Origin of the sequence: Delftia sp. GW456-R20 (genome assembly GCF_001622915.1) — a bacterium.
Lineage (GTDB): Bacteria > Pseudomonadota > Gammaproteobacteria > Burkholderiales > Burkholderiaceae_C > Comamonas > Comamonas acidovorans.
On record NZ_LWCN01000002.1, the window covers coordinates 52,392 to 64,572 of the forward strand.

The 12,181-nt window shown below is 54.8% G+C and carries 18 protein-coding genes; 11 read left to right on the forward strand and 7 right to left on the reverse strand.

Features of this window, described 5'->3' with window-relative positions; all coding sequences use genetic code 11:
* Nucleotides 1-3 precede the first annotated feature (3 nt).
* Genes A4F85_RS29110 through A4F85_RS29115 form a run of 3 tightly spaced genes read left to right on the forward strand, consistent with a single transcriptional unit; the run spans nucleotide 4 to nucleotide 3,432 of the window.
* Complete coding sequence (locus tag A4F85_RS29110; RefSeq protein WP_082848070.1) at nucleotides 4-1,179, forward strand: type IV pilus twitching motility protein PilT; 1,176 nt, start codon at nucleotides 4-6, stop codon at nucleotides 1,177-1,179.
* Nucleotides 1,179-2,294, forward strand: a complete 1,116-nt coding sequence (locus A4F85_RS30125) for a hypothetical protein (protein ID WP_156516892.1) — start codon at nucleotides 1,179-1,181, stop codon at nucleotides 2,292-2,294. Before A4F85_RS29110 ends, A4F85_RS30125 begins: the two co-directional genes overlap by 1 nt.
* 25 nt (nucleotides 2,295-2,319) lie before the next feature.
* Nucleotides 2,320-3,432 (forward strand): TrbM/KikA/MpfK family conjugal transfer protein, encoded by a 1,113-nt coding sequence (locus A4F85_RS29115; protein WP_197485434.1) that lies wholly within the window; start codon nucleotides 2,320-2,322, stop codon nucleotides 3,430-3,432.
* A gap of 1 nt (nucleotide 3,433) precedes the next feature.
* Here A4F85_RS29115 and A4F85_RS30130 read toward each other — a convergent pair whose 3' ends face one another.
* Nucleotides 3,434-3,679, reverse strand: coding sequence for a hypothetical protein (locus A4F85_RS30130; RefSeq protein WP_156516893.1), 246 nt, complete (start codon nucleotides 3,677-3,679; stop codon nucleotides 3,434-3,436).
* 25 nt (nucleotides 3,680-3,704) lie between these two features.
* The gene (locus tag A4F85_RS30135; RefSeq protein ID WP_156516894.1) at nucleotides 3,705-5,699 is read right to left on the reverse strand and encodes a phage integrase family protein; all 1,995 of its coding nucleotides are present in this window, start codon (nucleotides 5,697-5,699) and stop codon (nucleotides 3,705-3,707) included.
* A 361-nt stretch (nucleotides 5,700-6,060) separates the two neighbouring features.
* On the opposite strand from A4F85_RS30135, the gene A4F85_RS01215 reads away from it, so the two are divergent.
* The 8 genes from A4F85_RS01215 to A4F85_RS30160 all read left to right on the forward strand — a co-directional run bounded on the left by A4F85_RS01215 (nucleotide 6,061) and on the right by A4F85_RS30160 (nucleotide 8,879).
* Nucleotides 6,061-6,465 (forward strand): hypothetical protein, encoded by a 405-nt coding sequence (locus A4F85_RS01215; protein WP_063325403.1) that lies wholly within the window; start codon nucleotides 6,061-6,063, stop codon nucleotides 6,463-6,465.
* A complete protein-coding gene (locus tag A4F85_RS01220) occupies nucleotides 6,401-6,652 on the forward strand; it encodes a hypothetical protein (protein WP_063325404.1) in 252 nt (83 codons plus the stop codon). Before A4F85_RS01215 ends, A4F85_RS01220 begins: the two co-directional genes overlap by 65 nt.
* Before the next feature lie 42 nt (nucleotides 6,653-6,694).
* Nucleotides 6,695-6,856, forward strand: a complete 162-nt coding sequence (locus tag A4F85_RS30140) for a hypothetical protein (protein ID WP_156516895.1) — start codon at nucleotides 6,695-6,697, stop codon at nucleotides 6,854-6,856.
* Nucleotides 6,853-6,999, forward strand: coding sequence for a hypothetical protein (locus tag A4F85_RS30145; RefSeq protein WP_156516896.1), 147 nt, complete (start codon nucleotides 6,853-6,855; stop codon nucleotides 6,997-6,999). The genes A4F85_RS30140 and A4F85_RS30145 overlap by 4 nt, the downstream gene beginning before the upstream one ends.
* A complete protein-coding gene (locus A4F85_RS30150; protein ID WP_156516897.1) occupies nucleotides 6,996-7,541 on the forward strand; it encodes a hypothetical protein in 546 nt (181 codons plus the stop codon). Before A4F85_RS30145 ends, A4F85_RS30150 begins: the two co-directional genes overlap by 4 nt.
* Nucleotides 7,542-7,613: 72 nt before the next feature.
* Nucleotides 7,614-7,844 carry a hypothetical protein gene (locus A4F85_RS01230; RefSeq protein ID WP_063325406.1) on the forward strand — a complete coding sequence of 77 codons (231 nt, stop codon included), beginning with the start codon at nucleotides 7,614-7,616 and terminating at the stop codon, nucleotides 7,842-7,844.
* Entirely contained in the window at nucleotides 7,762-8,001 is a 240-nt protein-coding gene (locus A4F85_RS30155; RefSeq protein ID WP_156516898.1) for a hypothetical protein, read from the forward strand. The genes A4F85_RS01230 and A4F85_RS30155 overlap by 83 nt, the downstream gene beginning before the upstream one ends.
* Before the next feature lie 572 nt (nucleotides 8,002-8,573).
* A complete protein-coding gene (locus A4F85_RS30160) occupies nucleotides 8,574-8,879 on the forward strand; it encodes a hypothetical protein (RefSeq protein ID WP_156516899.1) in 306 nt (101 codons plus the stop codon).
* A gap of 136 nt (nucleotides 8,880-9,015) precedes the next feature.
* Here the strand turns inward: A4F85_RS30160 and A4F85_RS30165 are convergent, their stop codons facing one another.
* From A4F85_RS30165 to A4F85_RS01240, 5 genes are all read right to left on the reverse strand, one after another.
* Complete coding sequence (locus tag A4F85_RS30165; RefSeq protein WP_156516900.1) at nucleotides 9,016-9,504, reverse strand: hypothetical protein; 489 nt, start codon at nucleotides 9,502-9,504, stop codon at nucleotides 9,016-9,018.
* Between the two features lie 60 nt (nucleotides 9,505-9,564).
* Nucleotides 9,565-9,789 (reverse strand): TrfB-related DNA-binding protein, encoded by a 225-nt coding sequence (locus tag A4F85_RS31355; protein ID WP_082848072.1) that lies wholly within the window; start codon nucleotides 9,787-9,789, stop codon nucleotides 9,565-9,567.
* Nucleotides 9,790-9,797: 8 nt separating this feature from the next.
* Nucleotides 9,798-10,934 carry a ParB/RepB/Spo0J family partition protein gene (locus A4F85_RS29130; RefSeq protein ID WP_082848073.1) on the reverse strand — a complete coding sequence of 379 codons (1,137 nt, stop codon included), beginning with the start codon at nucleotides 10,932-10,934 and terminating at the stop codon, nucleotides 9,798-9,800.
* Between the two features lie 10 nt (nucleotides 10,935-10,944).
* A complete protein-coding gene (locus A4F85_RS29135; protein ID WP_082848074.1) occupies nucleotides 10,945-11,721 on the reverse strand; it encodes a ParA family protein in 777 nt (258 codons plus the stop codon).
* Between the two features lie 118 nt (nucleotides 11,722-11,839).
* Complete coding sequence (locus A4F85_RS01240; protein WP_156516901.1) at nucleotides 11,840-12,070, reverse strand: hypothetical protein; 231 nt, start codon at nucleotides 12,068-12,070, stop codon at nucleotides 11,840-11,842.
* Nucleotides 12,071-12,181 lie beyond the last annotated feature (111 nt).

The following is a 12,181-nucleotide window of genomic DNA, read 5'->3' on the forward strand; positions in this document are numbered from 1 at the left end:
ATCATGACAACATCAGCAGAACCTAACACGGCAGAAGAATTTCAGAATGCGCTTGATTTTATAAACTCTGGATCCCATCCGATAGATGAATATTTACAGAAGCTAATGGACTTCAGCGAGGTCCTGGAGTTTTCCGACATCTTGTTGGAAAGTGACGGGGAAGTTTGCTTTCGAGTTCCTAGCGGTTGGAGGACCACCGGATATGGCATATTGTCCGATGCCGAGCTGCAGAAAACAATTGGCTGGTTGCGGGGAGCAGACGCAGTTGCTCAACCTGAAATTGCCAGAGGTGATTTGGGACCTCGAAATGAATTGTCGGTTGGTTTAGGTAAGTGGCGCCTTCGATGCACCATATTCACTACAGTTGCGCGTCTTAAAACAAAAGTAATGATCCGCAAACTGCCAGAAAAGATTCCAGACCTAAAGACACTCGGCCTTGGCGTTATTGTTGGCCAATTGGTAAGGGCAACCCGTGGATTAGTCATTGTGAGTGGACCCACGGGAGTTGGAAAGTCAACAACCATGGCCTCCATACTTCAAAAGATGCTTGATACCCGCCCCATCCATGCGGTGACCATAGAGCAGCCTATCGAGTACGTATTGTCACAGGGCAAAGGCTTGGTGAGTCAGCGAGAAGTTGGGTCAGACGTAGATAGCTTCGAGCAGGGGCTAAAAGATGCCATGCGCCAGACACCTGATGCCATTCTAGTTGGGGAGGTCCGCACCCGGGAAGAGGCAGAAGTGGCGTTTCGAGCCACAGAGCATGGGCGCTTTGTGATCTTGAGCACTCACGGCAGAGACGCTGTCTCTGCTATTCAAAAGCTACTTAGTTTTTTCAATGCAGATGAGCAACGAAGTAAGGCTCAAATACTTTCAAACCATCTTGTGTGCGTTATTCAACAATCGTTGATACCAAGCATTAACTCTCACTCTTGGGAATTGGCATATGAATCCTTTTTCAAAGGAGATAAGCCAGAAGTTATAAACATATTGGCTGATCCGGAAAAGCATGACCAACTACGAGCAATGCTTAATTCTGGAAATCTTCAGCACTCAATATCTATGAACAGCATGCTAAAGAGCCTGTTGAAAGATAAGAAGGTCAGTTTGACTGATGCGCTATCCGCGACAATTGATCCAATGGGACTGAAAAATCTTATCGAGCGAGGTGATCAATAATGAATTATAAAATGGTCATTTTGTTCACCCCACTGGTTGTTTTAAATATATCGACTGCACAATCAGCGCCTGTTGTTGTTCAAAAGGGTTCTACTGCACAGTATATTTACATCCCGAGTAGCTCTCTGGAAACAGCCAGTCCTAGTGGGTCCAATAACGGCGCAACTTCTGCAAAGCAGTTCTGTAAGGTATTCGTTACGCAGGACAGGACGATCACCGCTCAGCCTGGCTCGATGTTGGAAGATTCTTATCAAATTGGAGCCATTCTTATTGGAGGCGGATCAGGCGGAAACATTTCTTGGGAAGATCGGGGATACGAGGGGGACAGTCCCCCTGTTTACAACTACGGTTCAGCTGGAGGTGGTGGATCGACTGCTGTATTACATAACGGAGCCCTTATTGCGGCAGCAGCTGGTGCAGATGCACCAACCGGACCAAACGCAACTGGAAACAATGGAGAACGCGTTACATCTCCAGAATTTAAGTTTTCAAGAAATCCGCCAAGCGTAATTCGGGTAGTAATTGGAGCTGGTGGTGCATCTGCAACACCAGAACCAGGTTCTAGAAATTTTAGCATTGGGGGGCTTTACTCGGGTTGGGGCGGCAGAGGATATTATGGTGGAGGATCTGGTGCCTTAGTTAGCTCATCTATTAGTCTACCGGGATATTCTTGGGGCTCTCCCGCTAGGGGTGGATCGGCCTCGATGGGAGGTACAGGTGCAGTTCCGCTAATGGGTACTCCCACATATATAGGGATGGCTGGTAGCTCCATGAATGGTGGAGCAGGAAGCAGTAACAGAAGGGGAGCATCGCCTAGCTTTGGTGCATTGAAGTATGGCCACTTCGTCTATGGCGGCTGGATAAGCACTGATTTTGAGTTTGTTATAGATGGAGCGTATGGAGGATACAACTACACGGCGGGCGTACCAGTATTCAATGGCAATGGAAGCTTCGCCGCCCGAGTGACTAATGGCGTGACAGGAACTAATCCGCCCGACGAAAACAATATGTCTGGTTTTGGCAAGGGTGGCTCAGTATTGGGGAATGTGTCCACCACTGGAACAAGCGGAATCGTGATGCTATATTACAGCGCCCCGATTTGTAATGTAATCTGATTGGGAATTTTTTATGATAAAGACATTGAAATTCTCCGTTCTTTTCCTTGTCGTCTCTTTCTCCTTATCTGTCCGTGCAGACGATATGCCGGTATACGGAACTGCACCAGATGGCACTGCTTGTGTTGACTATCTATCAGAGCGTTGCCCAGCAGGTAGCAAATACGAGTCAGGCGAAGATAACAGTTCTGGTGGGGAGAACGGAGGTATGCCCGTTAAGGGTGTTGCTCCTGATGGAACATCATGCATCAACAATTTCCCCTTCTTCTGTCCACCTGGTAGCACCTATCCTGATGAACTAGGAAAGGACACGGTAAATAGCGGCGGCAATGATGCCCAAACCGATGATGTACCTATCTATGGGACCGCCCCTGATGGCACTGCTTGTGTTGACTATCTATCTGAGCGCTGCCCTGCGGGTAGCACATACGAAGTACCAGAAGCACCCACTACAGCCACTGATTCTGATAGCGGTTATGAAAATGGTTCAATGCCAGTGCATGGAATTGATCCTGATGGGAAGCCATGCGTTAATACATTTCCCTTTTTCTGTCCACCTGGCAGCAAGTATCCGGAGCAACCGAAGCCTGATACCGGCGAAAAGGATGGAGTAGCGACAGCCGAGGATATTGCCAAGGTAGCGCTAGATTACGGGGCCTCAATGCTGACTGGCGACGCAAAGTCTGCTTGCGAGGCGTTACTCTGCCTAGCTGCGGCACTAACTCCACCAGAATGCAGACCATCCCTCACCAAGTATTTTTCCATCGTCCTAAAAACCATTACCCGGACCATTCGCGCGAGAAAAGCATTTCTTGCTTTATGCCCAATTGCAAACGATGACGGAATACCAAAACTGATCGATGATATTGCAAATGGAGCGGGTAGCTGTACGCTGGACGCTCTTAACTCCTCAGCTTATACCGGCGATATTCAAATAATATCCAGTAATCTTCCAGGAGTATGCGAATCTTATTATTCAAACCCACTTATCCAACAGGAGAAGCCCGTATATGTCGGAGTACCAGAAAAGGGGGGATTTTGGACCACGCCGGCCGATTACGAAGACGCCAAGGATAGATACGAGAAAAATCTAAGAGAAAAGGAACAATACGAAAAAGACAAATACGGAGATAGATAATCTACCGTGCAATCCCATTTGCGCCTTCGGGCGCATTTTTTCTATTCATCGTCTTTTCTTTTGTTAACTGTATTTCTTTTTCGGGAACTGAACTACTCTTCAATTTATCGCTGCAGTAGCTAATTCCAAGAATTACAATGATTGTCCATATGATAAATTGACCAATTTTACCAGATAGGAAACCGGCAGACTGTTTTTCCACCTCAATCCTATTCTTCTCTGCTTCGGCGAGTTGCTGTTGATTCAACATCTTCTCCTATAGTTTGCCATTACTAAATATACTTGAAAAATCCATTCATTGCCAGAGCTCTTTGCTCAATTTCCGTACTTATATACCCTGTAGTCGTATTTAATGAAGTATGTCCAAGATTTTCTCTAACTATGTGCAATGGAACAGCTCCATACGATTCGGAGCCATTTACCAAATGAGAGGCATGGGTATGTCTCAACCAATGAGTACTCGCCTTTCTAATTAAGGATGCGGATACTGGATCTTCCGCTTCCATTTCTTTCGCACACGCTTCAAAGTATCTTTTCAAAGTTTTATACAAGCCACTCGGCGATATACTCGATTCTCCATTATTTGATACAATCGGACTACTCGAATTAGTCGGATCGAATGGATTCCTTGGTCGCCCCATTTTTTCAAGCGAATTCATTAATTTATTTATAACGTGCTCTGGCACCGGGACTATTCTTGTTCTACCACCTTTTCCGATAACGCGCTGCAACCAAACTCCCGGACTACGCCCTTCAAAAACATCTGAGCATTTCGCATCTATCATTTCTTGCAGCCGCAGACCAGTGTAATATAACCATGGCAAAGCGATTCCTAGCCATTCGGGATGTTTTATGGAATTTACATTATCTAGGTTTAGCAGCATATATTCTATTTGCTTTAAACTCAATGTTCTCCCTGATCCTATCGACTGTTCCGGCACCACTGGTCGAGATATAGCTCCAAAAGGATTCCCAAACAAATACCCCTGAGCGTTCAACCATACGTAAAGGCTCTTTAAGATTGTCATCGTGTGCCCTCTGGCCTTCGGGCTTAATGACCCTTCAATTGGTCTCCATAATGGTGACCATCGCTGATGGTGCCTCGGACCACACCAGGCCGCTGGTGGATTACTCAGGAATTGCATATATGCGCTGGCATCCTCAACGCTAATTGATGAAATTGCTTTGCCACGCTCTAAAACGGACCACAGTAATAAACGCTCGACCTCCTTTCTGTAAGCACGCTGTGTTGATGATGGTTTACCGCCCTGCCCTTCTCTTTTGCTATGCAGCCAGGCCTCCACAGCCTGATAATCATTTTCAGCATTCAATGCGCAGTAACTTGCAGGCATTCTGAATTTTCCAGCACTACCATCTAAGACCTTTGGAATAATTAATTTCTCCATGGGTCGTATAGCTGTAGCAGGCGTCACAACTTGAGCTAATGCGCTGTCAGAAAGTGACTTGCGCTTAATCATTACGTGCTCTCCAATTTTGATATTCGTGGATAAAGAGTTGGCTAGCATCCATTCAACTATTCGAGATGCTTTTCCAGCGCCCACCCCAGGAATATTCCGATGCCACCCTTCACCACGGGCATTGATGTATTGCGCCAAGCTATAGATGGTCGGGATACCGGCTTCCTCGATCTTTCTTGCCAATGCGGGGCTTAACCAAGCAGACGGGGCATCCTCAGATTTTGGCTCTTGAGCGACTTGATTCTCTAGCCATGTCAGAGCTTGTAGCTGCCTAGCAATAAATCTCTCTCGGCCATTCTTACGAGGTTTCGATAATCCATATACTTCTATATAGGCTTGTAGCTGTTCATCCTCGCTAAAGTCTTCCCAGTTATTTGCAGCAACGAATTCTTCCAGAGTTGGCTGCCGCTCTGAAAGCTCTCGATGGCCTGAGAATTTTTCTAGGTCAAGTCGCCACAACCTAGCCGTGCCGGGCTTGCGTAAGCGTGTTGCTGCTGACGCAAATTCCTCTCGGACCCACTTCATGACACGAGAGACTGCGCGACGGTCTGCGCCATCCCCCTCCAGTGCCATGTATCGATCCCAACTCTCCTTAGCATCGAGGCCCTGGGCAAGCGCACGCATGAACGCAAAGTGCGCGCGAGAGAGCTTCCGCCGTGTTCGCTCAGTTGACATGAGAACCACTCTTCCAAGATTTATAGGAATGATAATTCTTATTATCATCCCATCGAAAAATATCTTTTTTTTCATCCAAATTGCAATCGCCTTGCTGGAAACCGCACCAGACATAGCGCTTCGGGAATCTGAAGACCTTGGGGCATGGATACGCGTGCGTATCCATGCCCCCCCGCCCTCGGAGGCTCTGCCCGCATTTCACCAACCTCGGCCCATCACAACTCACACATGCCTGTATCCCGTAGCAGAGGCTGGAGGGACCCATGTAGCGCCGCCGGCCGCAGCTGGTCGCTGAGCTCGACCAGGACCTGCAGCTGCTCGATGTGGTGGCGACGGCCGCGCAGCGCGCCGGCCTGGTGGACGTGGATCTGCGTGTCTTGGCCAGCTGGCCCAGCACCAGGCGCTGGCCAGGCCCGGGCCGCGCCGCCGGGCTCAGCTGGTCGCTGAGCTCGACCAGGACCTGCAGCTGGTCGATGTGGTGGCCACGGCCGCGCTACGCGCCGGCCTGGAGGACGTGGATCTGCGTGTCTTGGCCAGCTGGCCCAGCACCAGGCGCTGGCCAGGCCCGGGCCGCGCCGCCGGGCTCAGCTGGTCGCTGAGCTCGACCAGGACCTGCAGCTGGTCGATGTGGTGGCCACGGCCGCGCTACGCGCCTGCCTGGACGTGGATCTGCGTGTCTGGGCCAGCAGGCCAGGCCTGGGCCGCGCAGCGGCGCCGCCGGCCGCAGCTGGTCGCTGAGCTCGATCCGGGCCTGCAGCTGCTCGATGTGGTGGCCATGGCCGCGCTACGCGCCGGCCTGGTGGACGTGGATCTGCGTGTCTGGGCCAGCAGGCCAGGCCTGGGCCGCGCAGCGGCGCCGCCGGCCGCAGCTGGTCGCTGAGCTCGATCCGGGCCTGCAGCTGCTCGATGTGGTGGCCATGGCCGCGCTACGCGCCGGCCTGGTGGACGTGGATCTGCATGTCTTGGCCAGCTGGCCCAGCACCAGGCGCTGGCCAGGCCTGGGCGGCGCCGCCGCCGGCCGCAGCTGGTCGATGAGCTCGACCAGGACCTGCAGCTGCTCGATGTAGTGGCCACGGTCGCGCTACGCGCCGGCCTGGTCGTGGATCTGCATGCCTCGGTGCCTCGGCCAGCTGGTCCAGCACCAGGCGCTGGCCAGGCCTGGGCGGCGCCGCCGCCGGCCGCAGCTGGTCGATGAGCTCGACCAGGACCTGCAGCTGCTCGGTGTGTTGGCCACGGCCGCGCTACGCGCCGCCGGCAGGGACCATGCTTGATCAACCTGCAGCTGCTCGATGTGGTGGCGACGGCCGCGCAGCGCGCCGGCCTGGTGGACGTGGATCTGCGTGTCTTGGCCAGCTGGCCCAGCACCAGGTGCTGGCCAGGCCCGGGCGGCGCCGCCGGCAGGGACCATGCTTGATCAACCTGCAGCTGCTCGATGTGGTGGCCACGGCCGCGCTACGCGCCTGCCTGGTGGACGTGGATCTGCATGTCTGGGCCAGCTGGTCCAGCACCAGGTGCTGGCCAGGCCCGGGCGGCGCCGCCGCCGGCCGCAGCTGGTCGATGAGCTCGACCAGGACCTGCAGCTGCTCGATGTGTTGGCCACGGCCGCGCTACGCGCCTGCCTGGTGGACGTGGATCTGCATGTCTTGGCCAGCTGGCCAGCTGGCCCAGCACCAGGCGCTGGCCAGGCCTGGGCGGCGCCGCCGCCGGCCGCAGCTGGTCGATGAGCTCGACCAGGACCTGCAGCTGGTTGATGGGTTGTGGATCTGCATGTCTGGGCCAGCTGGTCCAGCACCAGGCCAGGCCCGGGCCGCGCAGCTGGTCGATGTAGTGGCCACGGTCGCGCTACGCGCCTGCCTGGTGGACGTGGATCTGCATGTCTGGGCCAGCTGGCCCAGCACCAGGTGCTGGCCAGGCCCGGGCGGCGCCGCAGCGCCGCCTGCTGCAGCTGGTCGATGAGCTCGACCAGGACCTGCAGCTGCTCGGTGTGTTGGCCACGGCCGCGCTACGCGCCGCCGGCAGGGACCATGCTTGATCAACCTGCAGCTGGTCGATGTGGTGGCCACGGCCGCGCAGCGGCGCCGCCGGGCGCAGCTGGTCGATGAGTTCGACCAGGACCTGCAGCTGCTCGATGTGTTGGCCACGGCCGCGCTACGCGCCGGCCTGGTCGTGGATCTGCGTGTCTGGGCCAGCTGGCCCAGCACCAGGTGCTGGCCAGGCCTGGGCCGCGCAGCGGCGCCGCCGGGCGCAGCTGGTCGATGAGCTCGACCAGGACCTGCAGCTGCTCGATGTGTTGGCCACGGCCGCGCTACGCGCCGGCCTGGTCGTGGATCTGCATGTCTGGGCCAGCTGGTCCAGCACCAGGTGCTGGCCAGGCCTGGGCCGCGCAGCGGCGCCGCCGGGCGCAGCTGGTCGATGAGCTCGACCAGGACCTGCAGCTGGTCGATGTAGTGGCCACGGTCGCGCTACGCGCCTGCCTGGTGGACGTGGATCTGCATGTCTTGGCCAGCTGGCCCAGCACCAGGTGCTGGCCAGGCCCGGGCGGCGCAGCAGCGCCGCCTGCTGCAGCTGGTCGGTGTGTTGGCCACGGCCGCGCTACGCGCCGCCGGCAGGGACCATGCTTGATCAACCTGCAGCTGGTCGATGTGGTGGCCACGGCCGCGCAGCGGCGCCGCCGGGCGCAGCTGGTCGATGAGTTCGACCAGGACCTGCAGCTGCTCGTTGTGGTGGCCACGGCCGCGCAGCGCGCCGGCCTGGTCGTGGATCTGCGTGTCTGGGCCAGCTGGCCCAGCACCAGGCGCTGGCCAGGCCTGGGCGGCGCCGCCGCCGGGCGCAGCTGGTCGATGAGCTCGACCAGGACCTGCAGCTGGTCGATGTGTTGGCCACGGCCGCGCTACGCGCCGGCCTGGTCGTGGATCTGCATGTCTTGGCCAGCTGGTCCAGCACCAGGTGCTGGCCAGGCCCGGGCGGCGCCGCCGGCAGGGACCATGCTTGATCAACCTACAGCTGGTCGATGTGGTGGCCACGGCCGCGCTACGCGCCTGCCTGGTGGACGTGGATCTGCATGTCTTGGCCAGCTGGCCCAGCACCAGGCGCTGGCCAGGCCTGGGCGGCGCCGCCGCCGGCCGCAGCTGGTCGATGAGCTCGACCAGGACCTGCAGCTGCTCGATGTGGTGGCCACGGCCGCGCTACGCGCCTGCCTGGTGGACGTGGATCTGCATGTCTTGGCCAGTTGGCCCAGCACCAGGCGCTGGCCAGGCCTGGGCGGCGCCGCCGCCGGCCGCAGCTGGTCGATGAGCTCGACCAGGACCTGCAGCTGGTCGATGTGTTGGCCACGGCCGCGCTACGCGCCGCCGGCAGGGACCATGCTTGATCAACCTGCAGCTGGTCGATGTGGTGGCTACGGCCGCGCTACGCGCCGTCACCTCGGCTTTCAATTGTTGGGATGCAGCTCACACCACACCCGATGTAGCGTCAAAATGCACAAGCTCACAGGAAGAGCGACAACGGCAACCCAAGCAAAGGCCTCAACCATGCCGAATGCAGCCGTGGACAAACCTGCATCGATTTTTGCGACATTTGATGGTGCGCCAGTTGGTATTTCCGGCAAGTTAGAAACCACCAACATCATTGCCCCTGATGCCACCAGTAAAAGACCCAAAAATTTGGCTGCAACGTAAAACGTCCTAAGAAGTCGCTTTTTTGGACCTTCTCTAAGAAGAAGGGTCATGAAAATCGCCAGCACCAAAGCAGCCGCTCCGCATCCCAGCGCCCAGGGCGGAAGTGTGAAGGCCTGAATGCCGTAGAACACAACCGCCACCAGTGCTGCGAGCGTAGCCAATAAGACAGGCACCAGCGTCCACGCGCCCCAGATCAGTACCGCACCGAAAGCAATTACCTTCGCATTGTTCTTCATGGTCATGTCTTCTTTTCTGATCATTTGGGAATTCACTACAATTCACTGGCCCTCGGCCACGCGCTCCTAGCTCTGCTCCTTTCGACGCTCGTATTCCTGACGCTCTAAGTCAGCACTCTGAATTCTCTTAACTACTCGGTGGATATTTTGCCGCGAACATTTCATATCTCTTGCTATAACTGCCATAGGAACACCATTTACCAAATACTTAAAAGCAGCCTCTTGGTTTGCTTTGAGAACCCTTGCATAACCTGCAGCTTTCTGAAATTGCGCTTCCGTCATTAATGGCATGTATCGCCTCAATTGATATTGACCGACGCAATGCACGCATCGAGTTCAAAATCCTTACCAGGCCCCACAACGCCTTGCATAAATGCGGCCAGGTTCAAAGCTTGTTCGCCCTTGGTCCCATAGGCACCATCTCTTATTCCCTCCAAAAGAGACTGCGTAAAACGATCTGGCATCGACAGTCGCCCTTCCCGATAATAGGCGCGAAGGCGACCTTCCATGGCTTGCCTCTCTACATCAGAGAGCACATCAAGTGCGTCTTGAGGACTCAATGCTTCAGGCTTTGATGAAGTATTAATCTTCTCCGAAGAATCCGACAATTCAACAGAACCAGGAGGTTGAGCACCAAAACTCTTGAACAACGATGCTGCCCCCGGTTCCTGATGCTTCTTTGAAGGGGGAGTCGCAACGGATGTAGATGATCCAGCGGCACTAGAAGAATTATTTGGTTGATCTTTCTTTGGCTTAGCCGGAGGCTTGACTTTGTCTTTTCCTTCTTTTGCAATCTGGCGAACATCCTTTTTTCCGCCAGAGGCACGTATCAGGTCCACCGTCGCTTTTGCTTCGGCAGGATCGCGCTTCTCGATCTGCCTGACAACCCCAATTACTTCCTTGTCTGCAGTCAGATTCTCACTGATCAGCTTAGACGCTTCGGGACCCAAATCCAGGACAGCCATCACTTTAGAAAGCCATGCCTTGGGTTTGTTATATTGAGCAAGCAACGCTTTCGTGTCACCATTTAAAGCATCTAGATCACGTTTGACGCGTTGCGCTTCCTCACGCTGTGTCAAGTTCTTCCGATGGATATTTTCTGCTCGCTGAGCAGCTATGGCCTCTTCTTCGCTCATATCAAAAATTCTCGATGGAATTTTAGTGATATTCGCAATACGAGCAGCTCGAATCCTACGCTCGCCCGCCACCAACCAATATCCACCTTCCTCGCGAAAGCGAAGCACGACCGGCTGCAGCCAAGCCTTTTTCAGATCCTTCCCTAGATCTTCCAGCGTCTGAGTTTCGTCCTCGAATTCTTCGCGGTCCTGTTTGAGAATGTGAATACTGTCAATATCTACGACTTGGTATTCGCCTTGATCGCCCTCACCAAAGCCAGCGTTTAGGGCATTTGCCAAACTACTTATGTTATTAGTCATATTATTACAATTACTCCATCACTTTTGATATTACCAATTGGCACGCTGTGCGCCATTCTGCAGCAGCTTTACCGTGCGATTCGCCACGAACGTTCTCCCAAACTGGAATGCGCTTTTCCACAGCGTTACGGACAGCTGCGCGCTCAGGCAAACTGGCTGGCAGCATCGAATCACCTACTGCAGCGCGCAGTTCGTCCAACTGTGCAACCTCGGCACGGCGACGCATATTTGTTTTGGTAGGCAAAACCCCAAGGTAAGACAATTTACGGCCTGCCTTTCGTGCTTCCTTACGCGCATCTGCAATTGTGTGGAGCAGCTTTTCAACGCCATGGGTTTCATAGAGCCCCATAGATACAGGGGTAACCACATAATCAGCAGAATTCAACGACGCTGCCAAATGAGTGCCCGCGCCAGGCGGTGTGTCTATCACGCATAGGTCATAGTCGGCCGCCAGCGTGGCAAGGTTTATCCGAGGACGATCATAGATACCGTCAGCCGTGACGGCACCAGCTGCGGTCATCGCTCCATCAGTTCGAATGATTGCAAGGTTTGGCCCCAAGACTTCTGGCAGGAGCCCCTGCACTGAATCTCCATACAACTTGGACGCTGTCAGCGTTCCAGGAGGTGATCCCTCAGGTGCTGAAAACGAGACGCCCAAGCTGCCTTGAGGATCCATATCTACAAGCAACACACGCAGCTTTAGCAGCTGCGCCGCATAGCCAAGATGAACGGCAAAGGTCGTCTTGCCGACCCCACCTTTTCGGTTTGCGATCACCAGCGTCTTCATGTTTCGCCCTTCTTCTCTTCAAGTTGGAGACCAAATTATGAGTTCTGGCGCAGCAGCTGTCAATGTTTTTTCGCTCCCGGAAATAAACATTGACAGTTTTGCTATGGACGCGACGCTGCTAGCCGACGAGCTGCTGCCAGATGTGGTCGATCATGATGGCCACGTTCGCATCAAGCTCGTCACGGTCCATGGTACGTTTGCCGTACAGCAGCATCTGGGCCATCACGTCATCCATCACGCCGACGCGCTGCGCGTGAGCCGCCGCCAATTTCCCCTCTGCCACAGGCTCGCTCGCGTCCTCATGCACCCGAGCATGCACTCGTTGCAACTGATTGAATGTATACGTCATGGCTACACCTGGCTGCGCTCATTGTTTGGGATGCCACACAGCAACGCGTCGAGTACATCACGATCCTCCTGGTCGAGCACATCACCGTCGATTGTGTCTTGGCCATGAATG

Excerpts from the sequence above, each read along its gene's own strand:
- A4F85_RS29110 (WP_082848070.1), top strand. The coding sequence starts at position 4 with ATGACAACATCAGCAGAACCTAACACGGCAGAAGAATTTCAGAATGCG.
- A4F85_RS30125 (WP_156516892.1), top strand. The coding sequence starts at position 1,179 with ATGAATTATAAAATGGTCATTTTGTTCACCCCACTGGTTGTTTTAAAT.
- A4F85_RS30135 (WP_156516894.1), bottom strand. The coding sequence starts at position 5,699 with ATGTCTGGTGCGGTTTCCAGCAAGGCGATTGCAATTTGGATGAAAAAA.
- A4F85_RS30140 (WP_156516895.1), top strand. The coding sequence starts at position 6,695 with ATGCCTCGGTGCCTCGGCCAGCTGGTCCAGCACCAGGCGCTGGCCAGG.
- A4F85_RS30165 (WP_156516900.1), bottom strand. The coding sequence starts at position 9,504 with ATGACCATGAAGAACAATGCGAAGGTAATTGCTTTCGGTGCGGTACTG.
- A4F85_RS31355 (WP_082848072.1), bottom strand. The coding sequence starts at position 9,789 with ATGCCATTAATGACGGAAGCGCAATTTCAGAAAGCTGCAGGTTATGCA.
- A4F85_RS29130 (WP_082848073.1), bottom strand. The coding sequence starts at position 10,934 with ATGACTAATAACATAAGTAGTTTGGCAAATGCCCTAAACGCTGGCTTT.
- A4F85_RS29135 (WP_082848074.1), bottom strand. The coding sequence starts at position 11,721 with ATGAAGACGCTGGTGATCGCAAACCGAAAAGGTGGGGTCGGCAAGACG.
- A4F85_RS01240 (WP_156516901.1), bottom strand. The coding sequence starts at position 12,070 with ATGACGTATACATTCAATCAGTTGCAACGAGTGCATGCTCGGGTGCAT.